Raw genomic sequence first — 21795 nt, 5'->3', positions numbered from 1 at the left:
GGAGTTTTGATATGTCCAAACACAGCCAAGCGGCAGAGCGCCAACGGGGTGGCTTCGATCTGGGGCGCCTGCTGCTCGAGGGGCGAGCCTTTTTCGCCCTGATCGCGATCATCATCATCTTTTCGGCGCTGTCACCGGTCTATTTCTCGACCGGTAATTTTCTGACCATGTCGTCCCACGTGGCGATCTTCGGGTTGCTGTCGATCGGCATGCTGCTGGTCATTCTCACCGGCGGTATCGATCTGTCGGTGGGCTCGACGCTGGGACTGTGCGGGGTGGTCGCGGGCTTTCTGATGCAGGGCGTGACCTTCGACATGTTCGGCGTCACGCTCTATCCGCCGGTGTGGGTGGTGGTGATCCTGACCTGCGCGGTCGGCGCGTTCATCGGCGCCATCAATGGCGTACTGATCGCCTACTTCAAGGTACCGGCCTTCGTCGCGACGCTGGGTCTGCTCTATGTCGCCCGAGGCGTGGCGCTGCTGATGACCGATGGTCTGACCTACAACAATCTCGGTGGCAGCCCGGAGCTTGGCAACACCGGCTTCGACTGGCTCGGCTTCAACCGTCTGTTCGGCGTACCGGTGGGCGTGTTGATTCTGGCAGCAGTGGCGGTCATCACCATTCTGGCTCTGGCGCGCACCCCTTTCGGGCGCTGGGTCTACTCGACGGGCGGCAATGCGCGTGCCGCCGAGCTCTCCGGCGTGCCGGTCAAGCGGGTCCAGGTCTCTGTCTACGTGCTTTCTGGCATCTGCGCGGCCATCGCGGGCCTCGTGCTCTCTTCTCAGTTGACGTCGGCCGGCCCGACGGCGGGTACCACCTACGAGCTGACCGCCATCGCGGGTGTCGTGATCGGCGGTGCCGCACTGACCGGTGGTCGTGGCAACGTGCGCGGCACGCTGCTCGGGGCGTTCGTGATCGGCTTCCTCTCCGATGGCCTCGTCATCATCGGTGTCTCTTCCTACTGGCAGACCGTGTTCACAGGCGCCGTGATCGTGCTGGCGGTGCTGCTCAACAGCATTCAGTACAGCGGGCGCAAGAAACGCGCCGGCAAATTGTCCGAGCCTACGTCTCCAGAGCCAAAGACGCCCCAGCCCCCCTCTTCTCCAGCCTCGAACGCCGACGCTGAACGCGTGACGACCGGGGCGGAAAGTCCCGCCGGCAAGCCGGCAACACAGCATTGATCCGTGCGTCTCGATCAACGCGAGCTAGAGCACAACACGTTAGACCAACACAACCGCAAAAAAGGGTGATCCATCATGTTCAAGACAGGAAAGCGCCTGCTGATCGCAGCCCTCGCCGTGAGTGCGCCGTTACTCGCCGGAAGTGCCATGGCGCAGGACAAGGGGCTGATCTCGATCATCGTCAACGATACCTCCAACCCTTACTGGTTCACGGAAGGCAAGATCGCCCGTGAAACCGCCGAGGAGTTGGGGTACGAGGCCAATGTCAGTGCCCACAAGGGCGATACCAACACGGAAAGTCGACAGATCGATACCGCGATCACCAACCAGGCCAAGGCGATCATTCTCGACCCTGCCAACGCCGACGGATCGGTCGGCGCGGTGCGTAAGGCCGTCGATGCCGGCATTCCGGTATTTCTGGTCAACGCCGAGATCAATGAGCAGGGCCTGGCCAAGGCGCAATTGGTGTCCAACAACGCGCAGGGGGCGGCAATGGGCGCCCAGCAGTGGGTTCAGACGGTCGGCGACTCGGCCAACTACGTCGAGTTGAAAGGCGCTCCGTCGGACAACAACGCGGCGACCCGCTCCAACGGCTACGAAACCGTGCTGAGTCAGTATCCGGATCTCAAGAAGGTCGGCGAGGACGTTGCCAACTGGGATCGCACCCAAGGGTTCAACAAGATGCAGAGCCTGCTACAGGCCAACCCGGATATCCAGGGCGTGATCAGCGGCAACGACGAGATGGCATTGGGCGCGATTGCGGCCCTCAAGGAAGCCGGCAAGCTGAAGGATATCGTCGTCGGTGGTTTCGACGGTTCGCCCGATGCGGTCGATGCGATCAAGGCCGGTGAATTGGCGTATACCGTGCTGCAGCCGGTCGCGATCTTTTCCGAAGACGCCGTACGCATGGCAGACAAGTTCATCACTTCAGGTGAAACCGGGCTCGGCGGCGAGAAGAAACTCTACGATTGCATCCTCATCACGCCGGACAATGTCGATCAGTACACCTCCGCGTTCGTCATGGAGCAGTGATCCTCCGAAACCGGGTTGAGGACGACCGACCGCCGCGGGCTAAGGCTCGCGGCGGTTTCGTTGGGGGGCAGTCGATGACGTTTCGCCGATCAGATCAGATAGCGATCAACCGATACCGAATTTCGGCATCATCCAGTACCTGGCGATGCTCGTCCGTCAGGCCCGCATCGATCAGGACCAGGTCGAATTCGCCCAGGTCGGCCAGCCGATGCAATGCGCCGTGGCCGAACTTGGCGCTGTGGACGAGCAGTATCCGGCGCTCTGCCGCCGCCATCTGTGCGCGCTTGATCTGGGTCACTGCGGGGTCCTGCACGTAAGCCGTGGTGCCGAGGATGGCCGATGCGGAAAGCACCGCGACGTTGGCCCGCAGGTTGGCGAGCGTTTGCTCGCACAGCAGGCCGAACGTTGCGTTGAAGCGCGGCTGGTAATCCCCGCCCAGGGTGATCAGCTTGATGCCGCTGGCGGCCTTGAGCCGTTCGATGCTCTCCAGACTATTGGTGATGACGGTCAACGGCTCACGGCTGGGCAGCAGTGAAGCCAATTCGGCAGCCGTCGTGGAGTCGTCCAGCATCACCGCTTCGCCGGACGCGATCTCCTCCAGCGCCGCACGGGCCAGCGCCTGCTTTTCCCGCGTGGCGATATGCGAACGCAGCGCGAAGTTGCTTTCGAACACGCTGGAGGAGCGAGTGGTGACCCCGCCATGCTGCTTGTTGACCATGCCCTGGTCGGAGAGGCCGTCGAGATCGCGATGTACCGTCATCCGGCTGACGCCGAAGCGCTCGGCCAGCTCGTCGACCTGGGCCGAGCCGGCCTGAATGATGTAGTCCAGCATCGCCTGGCGGCGTGCTGTTGCGCCCCTCGTCGCGGTGCGAGGCGGTACGGCTTCGAGCGAGCTCATGACGCGCCCGTCGTCAGCACGACCTTGATCGAGTCGCGCTGGGCGGCGATCTCGAAGCCTCGCTCGAAATCGGCCAGCGGAACGTGATGGGTGACGATGCCGCGGGTCGTCACCAACCCGCGAGCGAGCAGGTCGATCGCCACCGGATACGTGTGCGGTGATAGGTGCGAGCCGCGAATATCCAGCTCCTTGCGATCACCGATCGTCGACCAGTCGACGGTAGTGGGTTCCTTGAACACGCTGAACTCGACGAAACGGCCCAGCTTGCGTAGCGATTCCAGGCCCTGGACTACGCCGCTCGATGAACCGGTGGCGTCGATATAGACCTCGCAGCCGTAACCGCCGGTGAGAGCACGTATCTCCTTGGCGATATCGTCGCGATGCGGATTGAAGCCGTGATCGGCGCCGTAGTCGCGAGCCAGATCCAGGCGGTCGTCATGAGTGTCGACCAGAATCAGCTGTCTGGGCGTCTTGAGCCTGGCGAGCTGAACCATGGCCAGGCCGATCGGGCCGCCGCCGGCGATCACCACGGTATCGTCGAACTGGATCTCGGCGCGATTGACCGCATGGATACCGCAGGCCAGCGGCTCTAGGAAGGCGGCGTCCTCGACGCTCAGGCGAGGATCGACCCTATGCAGCACCGCGTTGGCCGGCACGCGCAGGTATTCCGCCATGCCGCCATCGGCGACGCCACCCTGAAAGCCGAAGATGTTGTGCACCTCGCACATCCAGTAGTGGCCGCGCTGACAATAGAAGCACTGTCGGCAGGGCAGAATCTGCTCCGGCACCACCCGATCGCCCAGCGAGACGCCAAAACGCTCGGCAGCCCCTTCGCCCAGCGCGACCACCTCGCCGGCGAATTCGTGGCCGACGATCATTGGCGGCTTCACGAAAGGCGCGAAGCGGTCGCCGTCGCCCCAGTACATCGCGGCTCCGTCGCGGCATTTGAGATCGCTCGAACAGATGCCGCAGGCCTGGATCCTGAGCATCAGCTCGCCCTGGCCGGGCCTGGGCGTCGGCGCGCGTTCGAGGCGATAGTCGCCGGGCCCGCGACAGACCACGGCCTGCATGCTGTCGGGAAGAGACACTCGAGAATCGGGCATGAGCTACCTCGGCGATGACATGTTGGGATAAATGAAGCGAGTGCCAATTAAATAACATCAAAAAGTGATGATTTGCCGTATGACTTTGGTCTTGAAGAGGATTCACCTTTTAGCGATAAAATTTAATTGATTGAAATTAAAATAATATCTGTTGTCAGCGGTGATGTTTAACACCAACGTCTAACGTCGCTCGATCACAAAAGAGTGTTAGAAATGGCGGCATGAAGCGTTCATTCCGTACCTTTTCGGCGGTGCGGGGATGCGATTGACGGGAGACAGCCATGTCACGCGGTTATCTGCTGGGGCTCGACGGAGGCTCCAGTTCCACCAAAGCGGTGATTTTCGATACCGACGGCAATGTCGTGGGCATCGGGCGGGAGGCGTCCCGGCTCGAGCATCCTCAGGCACACTGGGTCGAACGTGACATGAATGCCACCTGGGCAAGTGCCGCTCAGGCGATACGCGCTGCGCTGGCCGCTGCCAACGTGGATGGCAGCGAGATTGTGGCGATCGGCGTCACGGCGCACGGCGATGGGCTCTATCCGCTCGATCGGAACGGCGAGCCGCTCGGCCAAGCCATCACCTCGCTCGATAGCCGCGCGGCGGGCATCGTCGAACGCTGGTGTCGAGAAGGCGTGCGTGACGAGGCGCTGGCGCGGATCGGACAGATGCCTTTTGCCTTCTCGCCGGTGACCTTGCTGGCATGGATGCAGGAACATCAACCCGAACGGTTGTCCGCGCTCGGCCACGTGCTGACCTGCAAGGACTGGCTGCGATTCAAGCTGACCGGCGAGGTTGCCACCGACTTCACCGAGGCCAGCACCGGCTATACCGATGTGAACACGCAGCGCTATAGCCGGGAGGCGCTGTCGATGCTGGGTATCGATAGTGTCTTCGACACGCTGCCGGCTGTCCGCATGCCCGACGAGATTGCCGGCCATGTCAGCATGGCGGCTGCGCGCGCCACCGGCCTCAAAGCCGGTACGCCGGTGGCGGCGGGGCTTCACGATGTCACGGCCAGCGCGGTGGGGTTGGGAAATGTCGAGTCGGATACCCTGACCATCGCAGCCGGCACCTTCAGCATCAACGAGGTCTTCTCCGACGCGCCGAAGCCCGACTCGCGCTGGGCCACGCGCAACGGACTGCGCCCTGGCCAATGGCTCAACATGGCGATTTCACCGGCTTCCTCGAGCAATCTCGAATGGTTTCATCGCCAATGGGGGCGGGCCGGCGACGGCGATACCGGTGCCTTTTTCGCCGAGATGGAAGCATCGCTGGACGCCGCGTTCCAAAGCCCGTCTCGACTGGTCTATCACCCGTTCCTTTACGGCTCACCCTATGACGAACCCGCCAGCGCCGGGCTGTTCGGGCTGCAGGGCTGGCATGATCGCGGCCATGTACTCCGCGCGATTCTGGAAGGCGTGGTGTTCAATCATCGCGTCCATGTCGATGCGCTGGCGTCGACTTTCCCCATCGACCGCGTGCGCATCACCGGCGGCGGCAGTCACTCGCCGCGGCTGGCGCAGCTCTTCTCCGATTCGCTCGGCCGGCCGCTGGAGACGTCCCGTATCCAGGAAGCGGCCGCCTGGGGTGCCGCCATCTGCGCGGGGGTGGCGGCCGAGGTGTTCCCCGCCATTGCGTCAGCTACACCGCTTTGCGAGATCGACCATCGCTATACACCCAAGGCCCGGCGCCAGGCCGAGTGTCAGCGGGGCTTCGAACGTTACCAGCGGTTGGTGGAGTGCCTGCGTCCGCTGTGGGCGACGCTCGATGCCGACGCGCCGCCGTTGGCATCGCCGGCAGTCGAACCTCAACCCAGTCCAACGGTGGGAGCCGCACGATGACCGAATCTCTGAATCCACCACCGCTGACGCGTCAGCAGACGCTGGAACGACTGCGGGCCGATCCGGCGGTCTCGGTGCTGATCATCGGCGCCGGCATCAACGGTGCCGGCCTGTTTCGCGATCTGGCGCTGCAGGGTGTCGATACGCTGATCGTCGACAAGCAGGACTTCTGTGCCGGGGCCAGCGCGGCGCCTTCGCGACTGATTCACGGCGGCCTCAAGTATCTGGAGACCGGGGAGTTCCGCCTGGTGGCGCAGTCGACCCGCGAGCGTAATCTGCTGCTGCGCAACGCGCCGCACGTGGTGCATCCGCTGCGCACCGCGATGCCGACGCACAGCTGGTGGGGTGGCATCTGGCCGTCGATCCAGCGGTTCTTTCGTCGCCCGGCGAAGATCGACGACCGCGGCATCCTGATCAGTGAAGTCGGGCTGACGCTCTATGACTTCTTCGGTCGCCACTTTCGCAGCATGCCGCGTCATTCGCTGATGCTGGGGCGCCGGGTGCGGGAATCGCTGCCGGACATTCGCCGCGACGTTCGTGCGCTTCACACCTACTACGATGCCGCGATCAGCCAGGCCGAACGCCTCGGCTACGAGCTGATCGACGATGGCTGCCGGACCCATCGCGGGGCGATGGCACTCAACCATGTGACCCTGACCGGTGGCGAAGGCGGAGCGGTGAGTTTCAACGATGAAGACGGCAACGCTTTCACGGTCCGCCCCCAGCTCATCGTCAACGCCGGCGGCGCCTGGATCGATGAGATCAACCGTCGGTTGGGGCGCGAAACGCAGCACATCGGTGGTACCAAGGGCGGCCATCTGATCGTCGATGTGCCGATCCTTCGGGATCAGCTCGACGGGCGGATGATCTATTTCGGCACCCCGGATGGTCGCATCTGCCTGATCTATCCGTTCATGAATCACGTACTGGTCGGCGCCACCGACATTCGTTGCCCCGATCCGGACCAGGCCGTCTGCGAGGATGCCGAACGCGACTACATGCTCGAGGCGGTGCGCTATCTGTTCCCCGACGTGCCGATCGGACCGGATCAGGTGCGTTATCGCTATAGCGGGGTGCGTCCGCTCCCGCGCAGCGACGCCGCCGATCCGGGCCAGATCAGCCGAGATCACGCCATCGTCGAGGATCGCATCCAGGATTGGCCGGTGCTGTCGCTGGTCGGCGGCAAATGGACCACATTTCGCGGGTTTGCCGAGGAGGTCGCCGACGACGTGCTTGCCAGGCTCGGCCGCCGACGCGAGATCGATACCCGCGAGCTGGCGATCGGAGGCGGGAAGGATTACCCCCGCGATGCGATATCGCGGGAGGCCTGGCTTGCGCGGGTAACCGCGCTCTGCGACGGCGACCGGCATCGGGCGATCACCCTGTTGAGCCGCTATGGCACTCGAGGCGAAGCGGTAGGGCGGCACTGCGCGAGGATGAGCGCTGATGGTGTCTGTCGTCAGCGCCCGCTGAATTCGATGACGGATTATCGTGTCGGGGAGATCGATTTCGTCTGCCGCTTCGAGCGCGTCGAGCATCTGGCGGACGTGCTGTTCCGTCGTCTGCCGATTGCGCTCTCCGGGCAACTGGACGGCGTCGTGGTCGAGGAGGTCGCATCGCATTGCCGAAGGGCCCTGGAATGGTCCGAATCACGCTGCCGGGACGAAATCGAGGCGGTGCGAGAGGTGGCCCTGCGGGCGCATGGCGTTTCGCTCGCGCCAATTTGCGGGGAGCCGCCGGAGCCTGTCGCGGCTGCCACTGAAGACCCGGGAACGTCCTCTGCCCAGGAGATCACACCATGACGACCGTCTTTTCTGCCAGCGGCTTGCGCACCGGACGGCTGTTTCGCCGCGAGACCGGATCGAGCTGCATGGTGGCGTTCGATCGTACGCTGCTGGCGGGACCTGTGGAGCATGCGCTCGATGCGCGTCGGACCTGCGAGGCGATCGTCGCGGCCGGTCCGGAAGCGGTGCTGTTGTCGCCCGGCATGCTCAAGTCTTGCGCTGACCTGTTCGCCGACAGCCGCGCGCCCAAAGTGGTGCTTCGGATCGACTATCCGATGGTGGGCGACTTCACGCTGGCGGGAGAGGAGTATCACCGCATGATCGCAACGCCCGCCCAGGCGCAGGCGATGGGGGCGGACGCGGTAGTGATGTGTCTGATTTCCGGTTACGACGACCCCGGGCGCGAAGCCGACAACCTCCGGGCGGTAGCGGAGACCGCCCGCCAGTGCGAGGCGATCGGACTACCACTGATCGTCGAGGCGGTGGTGTGGGGGCACCGTGAGCAAGGGCGCGAAGACGGTCGTCTCGATGGCGAGCGCATCGCGCGGGTGGCGAGGATCGGCGCCGAGCTGGGAGCCGATCTGATCAAGGCGCAGTTCACCGGCGACCCTCGGGACATGCAGGGCCTCGTACAGAGCTGTCCGGTTCCGGTACTCGTCCTGGGTGGGTCGGCGATGAACGACGACGAGGCGCTGGCGTGTTTCACCCGGGATGCACTGGATAACGGCGCACGGGGCGTGATTTTCGGCCGCAATGCCTGGCAGCGGGAGAATGCCACGGCGGGTATCGAGCGGCTGGTCGATATCGTGCACGGTACCGGTAGCCCTGGCCGCTAGCCCTCGATAGCACCGGTCAATCATCCGCGCGGGTGGCAAAACATAGGCAGCTAGCCATTCTGTGTGTAGACTTTTGTACCCTGTCCCGGCGTGTCCGGGAGAGCGATGTCGTGCGTCGTTTCATCCGTCTTCCCGACCGACGGCGCTGCGTTTTGTCAGGCGGGTCGCACGTGCGGGCCGCAACCAGTGAACGAAGGGATCTCCGTACGCCATGAGCGAATACTCTCTGTTTACCTCCGAATCCGTGTCCGAAGGTCATCCGGACAAGATCGCCGATCAGATTTCCGATGCCGTGCTGGACGCCATCATCGCGCGGGACAAGCAGGCGCGCGTGGCTTGCGAGACGCTGGTCAAGACCGGCGTCGCCATCGTTGCCGGGGAAATTTCAACCTCCGCCTGGGTCGACCTGGAAGACCTGGTGCGCAAGGTGATCATCGATATTGGCTATACCTCTTCGGAAGTCGGCTTCGATGGCGAAACCTGCGGCGTGATCAACCTGATCGGAAAGCAGAGCGTCGATATCGCCCAGGGCGTCGATCGCAGCAAGCCCGAAGATCAGGGCGCGGGCGATCAGGGCCTGATGTTCGGTTACGCCACCAACGAGACCGAATCGTTCATGCCGGCGCCGATCCACTATTCGCACCGGCTCGTCGAGCGTCAGGCGGCACTGCGCAAGAACGGTACGCTTTCGTGGTTGCGTCCCGACGCCAAGAGCCAGATCACCTTCAGCTATGACGACGACGGCAAGCCCAACGGCGTGGATGCCGTGGTGCTGTCGACCCAGCACGATCCAGACATCTCCCAGGAAGATCTGCGCAAGGCGGTGGAGGATCTGATCATCCGTGATGTCCTCCCGGCGAAGTGGATACATGACAAGACCCGGTTCCACATCAACCCGACCGGCAAGTTCGTGATCGGCGGTCCTGTGGGTGATTGCGGGCTGACCGGACGCAAGATCATCGTCGATACCTACGGCGGCATGGCGCGCCACGGCGGCGGCGCGTTTTCCGGCAAGGATCCGTCCAAGGTCGACCGCAGTGCTGCCTATGCCGGGCGCTACGTGGCCAAGAACATCGTGGCTGCCGGTCTCGCCGACAAGTGCGAGATTCAGGTCTCCTACGCCATCGGTGTCGCCGAGCCGACCTCGGTCTCGATCAACACCTTCGGCACCGCCAGTGTCAGCGAAACCAGGATCATCGAGCTGGTGCGCGAGCACTTCGACCTGCGCCCCCACGCCATTACGCGCATGCTCGATCTGCTCCATCCGATGTATCAACTGACGGCCTCCTACGGCCACTTCGGACGCGAACCGTTCGAATCGAGCTACACCTGGACCGACGTCAACGGCGAAACGCAGACCGAGACCTTTACCGCCTTCCCGTGGGAGAAGACGGACAAGGCCGAGACGCTGAGAGCCGCTGCCGGTCTGTAATCGCGAGTCCCTGGAGAGCCCTGCATGTCGGCGCCGGCCTGCAGGGTCTGATCGGCACACGACGACGAAGCGGACCCGGATTTCCGGGCCCGCTTTTTTTGTCACCGATCGGCTGAATGAACCCTTATCAAGCCCGCCCCGCTGCGATCCTCTATCGTAAAGGCTCCGGGCCGGACGCTCACCGACAATTCGCCGCGGCAGGCACAGGGAAGAATTCCATGCTGGAAATCGCAGCAGTCTTCATCACGATCACCGCGCTGTTTGCGTGGTTCAACTACCGGTTCCTCAAGCTGCCGGCGACGATCGGGGTGATGTGCATCTCGCTGCTGGCTTCGATGTTGTTGATCGCGTTGAGCCACGCTGGCTTCGACGGGATTACCGATTGGGCCGAGACCTGGCTGGGGCAGATAAACTTCAACACCTTGCTGATGGACGGGATGCTGTCGCTGCTGCTGTTCGCCGGGGCGTTGCACGTCGATTTCCACAAGCTCAAGCGTTATCGCTACTCGATCGGTCTGCTGGCGACCGTCGGCGTGGTGATCTCGACCGTGGTGATCGGTAGCGCGGCCTGGTGGCTTTTCGCCACCTTCCATATCGCGGTGCCTTATCTCTACTGCCTGGTCTTCGGGGCGTTGATCTCGCCGACGGATCCGATCGCCGTACTCGGGATCATGCGTAGCGCGGGCGCGCCGGAAGATATGGAGATCAAGATCGTCGGCGAGTCGCTGTTCAACGACGGCGTCGCGGTGGTGGTGTTCACCATGATGCTGGGAGCGGCGAACGCGACCGAAGCGCTGACGGTCACGCACTCCGCGATGCTGTTCCTGGAAGAGGCCGGCGGCGGCATTCTGCTCGGGCTGGTGATGGGGTATGTCGCCTACTGGATGATGAAGAGCATCGATCAGTATCAGATCGAGGTGCTGGTCACCCTTGCGCTGGTGCTGGGCGGTTATACGCTGGCGACGCATCTTCATGTGTCGGGGCCGATCTCGATGGTCATTGCCGGGCTGTTCATCGGCAATCGCGGCCGCGAACATGCCATGTCGGATACCACCCGTCGCTACGTCGACGGCTTCTGGGAACTGATCGACGAGATTCTCAACGCGGTGCTGTTCGTACTGATCGGCCTCGAACTGCTGCTCATTCCCTTCGAGTGGTCGTACCTCATCGTTGCTGGCCCGATCATCGTCGTCATTCTGGTGACGCGCCTGCTCACCATCGGTCTACCCATTGCCATATTGAACCGGTGGGTCCATTTTCGTCACGGCACCACGCGTGTGCTGACCTGGGGCGGGCTGCGAGGTGGCATCTCGGTGGCCTTGGCGCTGGGCCTGCCCGAGAGCGATTACCGAAATACCATCGTGATGGTGACCTACATCATCGTGCTGTTCTCGATCCTGGTTCAGGGGCTGACCATCGGTGGCGTGGTACGACGCGTGTTATCGCAGGATGCCAAAAAATCTTAGACTTTAGTGGTATGCAGTGGTTCAGGCATGGTATCGCCGCCGGGCGTTCCTTACTCTTGGGCCACTGTACGGTTTCTTTTTCGTCGATCAGATGGGTCGATGACGTTTCAATGACGGGGTGAACCATGATGTTACGCACAGGAATGCTGGTCGCGGCGCTGGGCCTTTCCGGCGCACTGCTGGTGGGTTGCGGTGACGACAGTGATGATCAGGCCAAAAGCGAGTCTCAAGAGTCATCATCGTCGCAACAGGAGACCCAGTCCTCCGGTTCCAGCACTCAGGACACGGCGTCTTCGGACACCGCCGGCAGTGCAGATAATGCCGATAGCCAGGACACGGCTGCCGCCGGCGGCGAACCCGTCAATCTGATCTTCGGCACCGGCGGCACCGGTGGCAGCTACTATCCGATCGGCGGGGCGCTGAAGAGCGTGTTCGAGAAGAGCGACCTGGTCGACGGCGTACAGGTGGTATCGACCGGTGCCTCCGTGCAGAACATCAACAACATCAACGATGGTCTGAATCAGGTCGCCATCGTGATGAGCGACGTGGCTTACGACGCCGTCAAGGGCCAGAACCAGTTCGAAGGCCAGCCTGCCGATATCGAGACCATCGCCGGCCTGTATCCCAACGTGGTGCAGGTCGTCGCCACGGCCGACAGCGATGTCCACAGCATTGCCGATCTGAAAGGCAAGCGTGTCGGCGTGGGCAAGGTCGGCTCCGGGGTCGAACAGAGTGCTGCCAAGGTGCTGGAATCGGCGGGCCTCAGCTACGACGATCTGGCCCAGGTCAGCCATACCGGCTATGCCGACAGCGTGACCGAGATGAGCAACGGCAACCTCGATGCCGCGTTCTTCACCTCCGGCGTGCCCAACTCCAGCATCACCGGGCTGATGCAGAGCACCGACGTGACCTTCGTTCCGGTCAGCGGCGACGTTGCCTCCACGCTGCTGGAAAAGTATCCGTACTACGAGAACTACGAGATCCCGGCCGGGGCGCCCGAGCGCTACAATCTGGGTGACGCCGTGGATACCGTGGCGATCCGCAACATCATGATCGTGCCGTCCTCCATGCGGGACGATGTGGCCGAGGATCTGGCCAAGCGGTTCCATGACTATCTGGAATCCGACAGCGTCTCCGTGGGTGCGCTCAAGCAGTTCGATCCCAGCACCATGGACAAGAATCTGGTCGTACCGGTGCATCCGGGCGCCGAAGCCTTCTACGAAACGCTGTCTTCTTCCGAGGGTGCAGCAACTGATGGCGATGCGGCTAGTGCCGGTGATGATAGCGATCTGTCGGAAGAGACCGCTTCGATGCCGGCCAACGAGAAAGCGTCGACGACGACATCCGATGGTGCCGAAGCTGAACCGTCCAAGCAGACCAGCGCCGAGACGCCCGAAGACAACATCGACGCTGCCGAGGGGAGCGAGACCAGCGGTGATGACAACGCGCAGGACAAGGAGCCGCAATCCTGAGCGGGATGTCGTGACCGACCGATCAAGGCGCCAGTCATGATGACGGTCTCGATGAATCGTACTGGTGGATCGCCCTGGTGGATCGGTCTGATAAATCGTTCTGATGAATCGTCTTGATGCGTAAAATCTGGCTGAGTATCGCAGCGGTGGTGATCCTGGGGGTCGCCACCGCTGCGTATCCGCTACCGTGGTTGGTCATTCGTGATGGGCCGCAGTGGCGTTTTGCCTTTCCGGGGTGGCAGGGCACGACCTTTACGCTGCGCTGGATGCATTCGGTCGAGAAAGAAGATTGGGAAGAGTGGTTCGCGGTGACCGCGGGCGACGCCATAGAGATCACCGGCACGCGCTTCAAGACGTTCGGTGCGGGTGTTCCGTCGCATGCGGGTACCGAAACCCATCTCGAGGATGGCTGGGTGGTGATGACCGGCATCGATCGCGTGGTCGATCCGCTGGCGGTGCAGGCAGCCGTGGAAGAGCATTACCGTCTGATCTTCGCGGGCCATACCATTCCGCTGTCGCGCGGCGATCCGCCCCGAATACTGACTTTTTCCATACTCAGGGTGCCGTTGTGGCAAGTCTTGCCGGCACTGGTGCGACCCTGGTTGTCATAGATCCCCGCTTGGCGAGGAAGGCACATGTCCGAACAGAAAAACACGATCTCCGCCGACGATTCACAGGATCCGTCGGTCAAGGAGGCACTGGAAAAATTCGACCGCGAAAGTCTGGTACGAGACAGACTGCCGCGCTCGGTGATCCGGTTCGTCATGGCCGTGTCGGTACTGCTGGCACTGTTTCATCTCTACACCTCGTTTTCGGGGCCGCTGGTCGATGTCGCCCAGCGCAGCATCCACCTCTATACCCTGCTGGGTCTGGCCTTCATTCTCTATCCGTTGACTCGCAAGGGAGCCCGCGACCGGGTGCCATGGGGCGACGCCATCGTGGCACTGATCGCATTCGGCATCGGTGTCTACATGCTGATGGTGTCCGATCGCGTGATCGCTTCGGCAGGACGCATCAACAATGTCGACATGGTGGTCGGCATGGTGGCGATTCTGCTGGTGCTGGACGCAACCCGGCGTGTCACCGGCTGGGGCCTGACGATTCTGGCCGCTTTGTTCCTGGTCTACGGCTTCTATGCCAAGCTCTCGTTCTACCCGCAGGTCAACGAGGCGATCGTCCTCGCCACCTGCAAGCAGATCATCTCCCATCTGGTGTTTATCACCGAAGGGCTGCTGGGCACGGCGATCGGGGTCTCGGCGAGCTATATCATTCTGTTCATCCTGTTCGGTGCCTTTCTCGGCAAGTCCGGACTGGGGCAGCTGTTCAACGATCTTGCGCTGGCCATCGCCGGACATACCCGGGGCGGGCCGGCCAAGGTGGCGGTCATCGCCAGCGGCTTTCTGGGTTCGATCAACGGCTCCGCCATCGCCAATGTGGTGACGACAGGGGCCTTTACCATTCCGTTGATGAAGAAGACCGGCTACAAGGCGAACTTCGCCGGAGCGGTCGAAGCCGCTGCCAGCGTCGGCGGTCAGATCCTGCCGCCGATCATGGGCGCAGCGGCCTTCATCATGGCCGAGGTGCTGGCAGTTCCCTACACCCAGGTCATTCTGGCGGGGATCATTCCGGCGCTGCTCTACTATCTTGGCGTGCTGTTCCAGGTACATCTGCGCGCCATGCGCAACGGCCTGGAGGGTATTCCTCGCTCCCAGCTCACGCCGCTCAAGGAGGTCATGCTCAAGCGCGGTCACCTGCTGATACCGATGGCCGTGCTGCTATGGCTGCTGTTCGAGGGGCGGGCGCCGTTCTTCGCGGCATTCTGGTCGATCGCGGCAACGGTACTGATCTGCGGTACGCGCCGCGTGGCGATCGGGCTCAGCCTGATTCTGGCACTGCTGATCTTCGAGCCGCAGCTGCGGGCGTTGATCGGTGGACACGCGCTGCCCAATTTTCCGGCCAGCCGCTGGACGCTGTTCTTGATCATTGCGGTGACGGTGGCCATCAACGCGCTGCGGGCCAAGCTGGGGATGGTGGCCGAGAAGATGGATGTGGCCGACTGTCGTGATGCCATGCACGACGGGGTGCGCAATGCCATTCCCGTTGCCGTGGCCTGTGGGGCAGTGGGGATCATTGTCGGGATTGCCACGCTCACCGGTATCGCGCTGGAAGCGGCTGACGCCGTGGTGACGCTGGGCCAGCAGATTCCGATTCCGATGATCCAGCTGCTGGTCACGCTGGTGCTGACCATGATCGCATCGATCGTGCTCGGCATGGGCCTGCCGAGTATTCCGACCTACATCATCACCAGCACCATGGCCGCGCCGATTCTGCTGAATCTGCCGATGTTCCGGGAGCTGGCGGGCAGCAACGAGACGGCGATCTTCGTGGCCCACATGTTCGTGTTCTACTTCGGGCTGTTCGCCAACCTGACGCCGCCCGTGGCGCTGGCCGCCTATGCGGGCGCCGGTATCAGCGGCGGCTCGCCCAACGCCACCGGTTTCCAGGCGATGAAACTGGCGATCGCCGGCTTCGTGGTGCCCTACATGTTCGTATTCGCGCACAGCATGCTGATGATCGATGCGACCCTGTGGAACACGCTGTGGGTCATCGTGACCGGGGTGGTCGGGGTGCTGCTGCTGGCCGTGGCGGTCGAGGGCTATCTGCGACGCCCGCTCAACCCGTTCTGGCGAATACTGGCGGCGGTCGGTGCGCTGGCGTTGATTTTCCCGGGGTTGATCAGCGACATCGTCGGCGCGGTCATTACCGTGGTGCTGTTCCTGCTGGCCAAGGCGAAGCCGGAGGTAACGCCTGCCAAAGCCGTGTAGCAACGTACTGCCAAGTCGGGTCATTGCGGAACGAGCGCCCATTCCCCCTTCCGGGGAGTGGGCGTTTTGCCGTTCTGGTGATACGACTTTAGTCGTTACCGACAAATTACCGCGCTTGTGATGACGACAGCTTGCCTAGCCGTTTGCTATAAGAAAAGCGAGGCACCCGCAGAATGACCGTTGAAGAGTAGAGGTGCCCGCCAATGACCGATGAGGATGACACATGTCAATCAACGTCACTCGGCGCCAGTTTTTCAAACTGGGCGGGGCGGGGTTGGCGAGTTCGAGCCTGGCGATGATGGGGTTTGCGCCCGAACCCGCCGAAGCCTCGATCCGCCAGTTCAAGCTGACCCACGCCAAAGAGACCCGCAACACCTGCACCTACTGCTCGGTAGGCTGTGGCATTCTGATCTACAGCAAGGGCGACGGCTCCAAGAACGTCGAGCAGAATGTCTTCCATATCGAAGGCGATCCCGATCATCCGGTGTCTCGTGGTTCGCTCTGCCCCAAAGGCGCTGGCCTGCTCGACTTCGTTCACAGCAAGGGGCGGCTCGAATATCCGCAAGTTCGTGAAGCGGGCTCCAGCGAATGGACACGAATCAGCTGGGACGAGGCGCTGAACCGTATCGCCCGGCACATGAAGGACGATCGCGACGCCAATTTCGTCCAGCGCACCGCGCAAGGCGAGACGGTCAACCACTGGACGACGACCGGCTTCCTGGCGGCCTCCGGCTCTTCCAACGAAGCCGGCTACATCACCCACAAGGTGGTGCGCAATCTCGGCATGGTGGCGTTCGACAACCAGGCACGCGTTTGACACGGACCGACGGTGGCAGGTCTTGCCCCTTCATTCGGTCGCGGTGCCATGACCAATCACTGGGTCGACATCCGCAATGCCAATCTGATTCTGTCGATGGGTGGCAACTCCGCCGAAGCACACCCTGTGGGCTTTCGCTGGGTCACCGAGGCCATCGAGCACAATAAAGCCGAGTTGATCACGATCGACCCGCGCTTCACTCGTACCGGCGCCGTGGCGCAGGACAAGGCGTTCATCCGCACCGGCACCGATATCGCGTTTCTCGGCGGGCTGATCAGCTATCTGATCGAGACCGATCAGATCCAGCGCGAGTACGTGCTGAACTACACCGACGCGGCGCTGATCGTGCGCGAGGACTACGGTTTCGAGGACGGTCTGTTCTCCGGGTATGACGAGTCGACCCGCAGCTACGACAAGCAGTCGTGGATGTACGAGATGGGCGACGACGGTTTCGCTCGTCGCGACGCGTCCTTGCAGAATCCGCGCTGCGTCTATCAGTTGCTGCGGGAACACTATTCGCGTTACACCCCGGACATGGTCTCGAGCATTACCGGGATCACGGTCGACAACATCCAGCGGATCTGGAAGAAGATCGCGGCGATGGCGGTCCCCGACAAGACCATGACCATCCTCTACGCGCTGGGGTGGACGCAGCATTCGATCGGATCCCAGATCATCCGTACGGCCGCCATGGTCCAGCTGTTGCTGGGCAACATGGGCATGCCGGGCGGCGGCGTCAACGCCTTGCGCGGACACTCCAACATCCAGGGCCTGACCGACCTGGGCCTGCTGTCCCAGCTCCTGCCCGGCTACATGACCCTGGCCAACGCCAAGGAGCAGGACTACCGCGCCTATATCGACAAACGCACCAAGCAGCCGACCGTCGAGGGCCAGGTCTCCTACTGGAAGAACTACGAAAAATTCCACGTCAGTCTGATGAAGACGTGGTACGGCGATGCGGCCAATGAAGGCAACGACTGGTGCTTCGACTGGCTGCCCAAGCTCGAGCGGCCGCTCTACGACATCCTCGACACATTCGAGCGCATGTCCAAGGGCGAGCTCAACGGCTATTTCTGTCAGGGGTTCAATCCGCTGGCGTCGTTCCCCAATCGGGCCAAGGTGACCAGGGCGCTCTCTTCGCTGAAGTATCTGGTGGTGATGGATCCGCTCAACACCGAAACCAGCGAGTTCTGGAAGAATTACGGCGAGTACAACGATGTCGATTCCAGCCAGATCGACACCGAAGTGTTCCGTCTGCCAACCTGCTGTTTCGCCGAGGACGAGGGCTCGATCGTCAACAGCGCCCGCTGGTTGCAATGGCACTGGGCGGCGGCACCGCCACCGGGGGATTCGCGTCCGGATACCCGCATCATGGGCGAGCTGTTTCTCAAGCTGAAGCAGCTTTATCAGGCGGAAGGGGGTGTCTTTCCCGATCCGATTCTCAACCTGACCTGGGATTACCGGATTCCGGCCGATCCGAAGGCGGACGAGCTGGCCCGCGAGTTCAACGGCCGTGCGCTGGAGGATCTCACCGACGAGCAGGGTAATGTCACCCGACGCGCCGGCGAGCAGCTCGCCGGGTTCGCGGAACTGACCGCTGACGGGCGTACCGCGTCTGGCTGCTGGATATTCACCGGCTGCTGGACCGAAGCCGGCAACCAGATGGCCAACCGCGACAATTCCGATCCCTACGGTACCGGCAACACGCTGGGTTGGGCGTGGGCCTGGCCGATGAATCGGCGAATTCTCTACAACCGGGCGAGCGCGGACGTCCAGGGACGGCCCTGGGGGCCTGAAAAGGCGTTCATCTGGTGGGATGGCGAGCAGGGTGCCTGGGTCGGCGCCGACGTACCCGACTTCCCGACCAACTCGCCGCCGTCGCAAGGGCAGATGCCGTTCATCATGCAGCCGGAGGGCGTCGGCCATCTGTTCGCCGGGCAGAGCATGGTCGACGGGCCGTTCCCTGAACATTACGAACCGTTCGAGTCGCCGGTGCCCCAGAACCTGCTGCATCCGGGCAAGGAAAGGGCTCGCAACAATCCGGCCGCCCGCATTTTCGACGAGGATCGCGAGGCGCTGGGCAAGCCCGAGGAGTTCCCGCACGCGGCGACCACCTACCGGCTCACCGAGCATTTCCACTTCTGGACCAAGCATGCCGAACTCAATGCCATCGTGCAGCCCCAGCAGTTCGTCGAGATCGGCGAAGCGCTGGCCAGCGAGATCGGCATCGTGGCCGGTGACTGGGTGAAGGTGTCGTCGAAACGGGGCTTCATCAAGGCCGTGGCAGTGGTGACCAAACGGCTGCGACCGATGATGATCGGCGACAGGCAGGTCCACCATGTGGGGATCCCGCTGCATTGGGGATTCACCGGAGTGGCCAAGAAGGGATACCTGGTCAACGCCCTGACGCCGTTCGTCGGCGATGCCAATACTCAGACGCCGGAATACAAGTCGTTCACCGTCCGCGTCGACAAGGTCTAAGGAGGGCACATGAACAACTCCCAGAACATCATCGCCCGCTCCGCCACCACGACGACGCCTCCTCAGGTCCGGAGTCACGTCGATGAAGTGGCCAAGCTGATCGATGTCTCCAAATGCATCGGCTGCAAGGCGTGTCAGGTGGCGTGCATGGAGTGGAACGACCTGCGCGACGATGTCGGCGAGTGCCACGGTACCTACGACAATCCAACCGATCTGACCGCCAATTCGTGGACGGTCATGCGTTTCAGCGAACACGAGACGCAGGAGGGCAACCTCGAGTGGCTGATTCGCAAGGATGGCTGCATGCACTGCGCCGAACCGGGCTGCCTGACGGCATGCCCGGCCCCCGGTGCCATCGTGCAGTACGCCAACGGCATCGTCGACTTCAATTCGGAGCACTGCATCGGCTGCGGCTACTGCATTACCGGGTGCCCATTCGATATTCCGCGGATATCGGCGAAGGATCAGAAATCCTACAAATGCACGCTCTGCTCGGATCGGGTCAACGCGGGGATGGAGCCGGCCTGCGTCAAGACCTGTCCGACCAACTGCATCGAGTTCGGCACCAAGACGGACATGCTGGCTCGAGCGGAGAAGCGGGTGGGCGATCTCAAGGCGCTCGGTTTCCGTGATGCCGGCATCTACGATCCGGCCGGGGTCGGCGGCACGCACGTCATGTATGTACTGCACCACGCCAACGACCCCAATCGCTACAGTGGCCTGCCCAAGGATCCGCGTATCTCGCCGCTGGTCGGCGCGTGGAAGGGCGTGACCAAGCCGATCATGTCGGCGATCATCGGCATCACCGCGTTCGCAGGCGTGATCCACTACATGACCAAGGGGCCGAAAGAGGAGCCGGAAGAGACGTACGCTCACGACGATACGCCGCCGCACTCGCTGGGCTACGATGCCACCCGTCCGCGGGGGGAAGACCGATGAAGATGCCACGCGATCGGCTGATTCGTTATTCGCAGCTGGATCGCGCCAACCACTGGACCATGGCCATGGTCTTCGTGCTGCTGGCGCTATCCGGGCTGGCGTTCTTTCATCCTGCCTTCTTCTTCCTGAGCCATACCCTGGGCGGGCCGGTATGGGCGCGTATCCTGCATCCGTTTCTGGGGGTGGTGCTGGTATTGCTGTTCTACGCCATGGCGGTGCGACACGTTCGCCGCAATCTGCTCGGTGAGAACGATGTCCAGTGGATGCGTCAGATCGGCGACGTGCTCGACAATCGCGACGACAAGTTGCCGCCCATCGGCAAATACAATCCGGGCCAGAAACTGGTCTATTGGGCGCTGGTGGTGTCGATCGCGCTGTTGCTGCTCAGCGGCGTGATCATGTGGCGGCCCTGGTTCGCCGGTTATTTCCCGATCCCGTTGATCCGCTTCGCCAGCCTGCTCCATGCCGTATCGGCGTTCGTGGCCATCGTCACCATCGTGGTGCACGTCTACGCCGCCATTTGGGTCAAGGGCTCGATCCGAGCAATGACACGAGGCTGGGTGACCCGCGCCTGGGCGCGTCATCATCACGGCCTGTGGGCCCGCGAACAAGAGGAGGCGCAGCGCCGTGAGCAGCAGCCCTGACGACGACAGCCCCGATAACCCGCGCAAGCCGAGCGCGACCCGCGAGCACGCCTTCGGCCAGTCGCCACCTTCGCCGGGGGCGCCGCCAATGGTCGGACTGCCGGGACGCAAGCTGTTTGCCGAGCGTGGCCAGCGTCTGCGGCAACTGGCCGAGAGGGTGCCGGCGATGGCGCCCTACCTCCAGTTCATGGCAATGATCGTCGAGGCGCAGCACCGGGTCGTTCAACAGTCTCGCCCCGGATTGACCAGCGGTGCGGAGTTGGCCATGCGTCATGGAATCCCGCCGCTTTCCGTCGAGGGATTGTGGCGCGACATGTCATGGTCCGACGATCTCGAGGCACTGCTGAGCGAGCTGGATGGACGAGTCGTGGCCCCTCAGCGTACCTGGTTCGAGGCGTTGTGCCGGCTGCCCGACGCGGATCGTGCCGAGCTGGCCCGCGCCGTGCTCGAGGGCCAGCCGTTGCCGCTCGAGCAGCGTGCCATGGCGCCACTGATGGGCGCGGCGCTGCAGGTGGCGTGGACGCGTCAGGCAAGAATGCTGCCGGCAATACCACCCAGACCGGCTGGCGCTGCCAGCGGGCTGTGTCCGTGCTGCGGCTCCCTTGCAGTCGGCAGCCTGATCCAGATCGGCATGGCGCGCTCCCGTGTGCGTTACCTGCAGTGTGGCTTGTGTGCCAGCGAGTGGTACGCCGAGCGTGCCAAATGCGCGCAGTGTGGCGACAGCAAGACACTGGATTATTGCAGTCTCGAGGATGAGCAGGGCAAGCGGGTGCTGCCGATTCAGGCCGAGACCTGCGATCACTGTCATAGCTACCTGAAGCGCGTCAATCGGGAGTGGGAAGCGGATGCCGATCCGCTGGCCGATGACCTCGCCAGTCTGGCTCTGGACATGATGATCGCCGATCGAGAACTGGAACGGCGGGCGTTCAATCCACTGCTGGTGTTGGGCGAGCCAGCGCCCGCCTGAGGTGTTCGATCCCTTCCCGGTACCCGAGGCGGCCGGCGCCTCGGGGCCTCCGCCAACGTTCTCCCCCCAGCGAT

Annotated in this window: 16 protein-coding genes; 14 read left to right on the top strand and 2 right to left on the bottom strand. The window is 62.8% G+C overall.

Going from position 1 to position 21795, the window contains the following annotated elements:
* Positions 1-11: 11 nt before the first annotated feature.
* Positions 12-1181 (top strand): ABC transporter permease, encoded by a 1170-nt coding sequence (locus DOM36_RS18865; RefSeq protein ID WP_075571428.1) that lies wholly within the window; start codon positions 12-14, stop codon positions 1179-1181.
* 75 nt (positions 1182-1256) lie between these two features.
* Entirely contained in the window at positions 1257-2213 is a 957-nt protein-coding gene (locus DOM36_RS18860) for a D-ribose ABC transporter substrate-binding protein (protein WP_110644015.1), read from the top strand.
* 94 nt (positions 2214-2307) lie between these two features.
* Here the strand turns inward: DOM36_RS18860 and DOM36_RS18855 are convergent, their stop codons facing one another.
* Both DOM36_RS18855 and DOM36_RS18850 read right to left on the bottom strand, forming a co-directional pair.
* Complete coding sequence (locus DOM36_RS18855) at positions 2308-3111, bottom strand: DeoR/GlpR family DNA-binding transcription regulator (RefSeq protein WP_110644014.1); 804 nt, start codon at positions 3109-3111, stop codon at positions 2308-2310.
* Complete coding sequence (locus tag DOM36_RS18850; RefSeq protein WP_198651335.1) at positions 3108-4214, bottom strand: alcohol dehydrogenase catalytic domain-containing protein; 1107 nt, start codon at positions 4212-4214, stop codon at positions 3108-3110. Before DOM36_RS18850 ends, DOM36_RS18855 begins: the two co-directional genes overlap by 4 nt.
* Before the next feature lie 281 nt (positions 4215-4495).
* Here DOM36_RS18850 and DOM36_RS18845 point away from each other — a divergent pair, with 281 nt between their 5' ends.
* The 12 genes from DOM36_RS18845 to fdhE all read left to right on the top strand — a co-directional run bounded on the left by DOM36_RS18845 (position 4496) and on the right by fdhE (position 21721).
* Positions 4496-6058: an FGGY-family carbohydrate kinase gene (locus DOM36_RS18845; protein ID WP_110644012.1), complete on the top strand. Its 1563-nt coding sequence runs from the start codon at positions 4496-4498 to the stop codon at positions 6056-6058.
* Positions 6055-7860 carry a glycerol-3-phosphate dehydrogenase/oxidase gene (locus tag DOM36_RS18840; protein ID WP_110644011.1) on the top strand — a complete coding sequence of 602 codons (1806 nt, stop codon included), beginning with the start codon at positions 6055-6057 and terminating at the stop codon, positions 7858-7860. The genes DOM36_RS18845 and DOM36_RS18840 overlap by 4 nt, the downstream gene beginning before the upstream one ends.
* The gene (locus DOM36_RS18835) at positions 7857-8678 is read left to right on the top strand and encodes a hypothetical protein (protein ID WP_110644010.1); all 822 of its coding nucleotides are present in this window, start codon (positions 7857-7859) and stop codon (positions 8676-8678) included. The genes DOM36_RS18840 and DOM36_RS18835 overlap by 4 nt, the downstream gene beginning before the upstream one ends.
* 211 nt (positions 8679-8889) lie before the next feature.
* Positions 8890-10110 (top strand): methionine adenosyltransferase, encoded by a 1221-nt coding sequence (metK, locus tag DOM36_RS18830; protein ID WP_110644009.1) that lies wholly within the window; start codon positions 8890-8892, stop codon positions 10108-10110.
* A 218-nt stretch (positions 10111-10328) separates the two neighbouring features.
* On the top strand, positions 10329-11576 hold the full coding sequence (locus DOM36_RS18825) for a sodium:proton antiporter (RefSeq protein ID WP_110644008.1): 1248 nt from the start codon (positions 10329-10331) through the stop codon (positions 11574-11576).
* Between the two features lie 125 nt (positions 11577-11701).
* Positions 11702-13048, top strand: coding sequence for a TAXI family TRAP transporter solute-binding subunit (locus DOM36_RS18820; protein ID WP_110644007.1), 1347 nt, complete (start codon positions 11702-11704; stop codon positions 13046-13048).
* Between the two features lie 116 nt (positions 13049-13164).
* The gene (locus tag DOM36_RS18815; protein ID WP_075571435.1) at positions 13165-13659 is read left to right on the top strand and encodes a DUF1850 domain-containing protein; all 495 of its coding nucleotides are present in this window, start codon (positions 13165-13167) and stop codon (positions 13657-13659) included.
* A gap of 24 nt (positions 13660-13683) precedes the next feature.
* Positions 13684-15873 (top strand): TRAP transporter permease, encoded by a 2190-nt coding sequence (locus tag DOM36_RS18810; protein ID WP_075571436.1) that lies wholly within the window; start codon positions 13684-13686, stop codon positions 15871-15873.
* 223 nt (positions 15874-16096) lie between these two features.
* The gene (fdnG, locus tag DOM36_RS18800) at positions 16097-19171 is read left to right on the top strand and encodes a formate dehydrogenase-N subunit alpha (protein WP_280952814.1); all 3075 of its coding nucleotides are present in this window, start codon (positions 16097-16099) and stop codon (positions 19169-19171) included.
* Positions 19172-19180: 9 nt separating this feature from the next.
* Complete coding sequence (gene fdxH / locus DOM36_RS18795; protein ID WP_075570246.1) at positions 19181-20110, top strand: formate dehydrogenase subunit beta; 930 nt, start codon at positions 19181-19183, stop codon at positions 20108-20110.
* Positions 20107-20754 carry a formate dehydrogenase subunit gamma gene (locus tag DOM36_RS18790; RefSeq protein ID WP_110644005.1) on the top strand — a complete coding sequence of 216 codons (648 nt, stop codon included), beginning with the start codon at positions 20107-20109 and terminating at the stop codon, positions 20752-20754. Before fdxH ends, DOM36_RS18790 begins: the two co-directional genes overlap by 4 nt.
* A complete protein-coding gene (gene fdhE / locus DOM36_RS18785) occupies positions 20738-21721 on the top strand; it encodes a formate dehydrogenase accessory protein FdhE (protein ID WP_232823929.1) in 984 nt (327 codons plus the stop codon). The genes DOM36_RS18790 and fdhE overlap by 17 nt, the downstream gene beginning before the upstream one ends.
* Positions 21722-21795 lie beyond the last annotated feature (74 nt).

The sequence above is a fragment of the Salinicola sp. CPA57 genome (assembly GCF_003206035.1).
Lineage (GTDB): Bacteria > Pseudomonadota > Gammaproteobacteria > Pseudomonadales > Halomonadaceae > Salinicola > Salinicola socius.
Note: the sequence above shows the minus strand (reverse complement) of the source record. Positions and strands in the feature narration are given on the sequence as shown.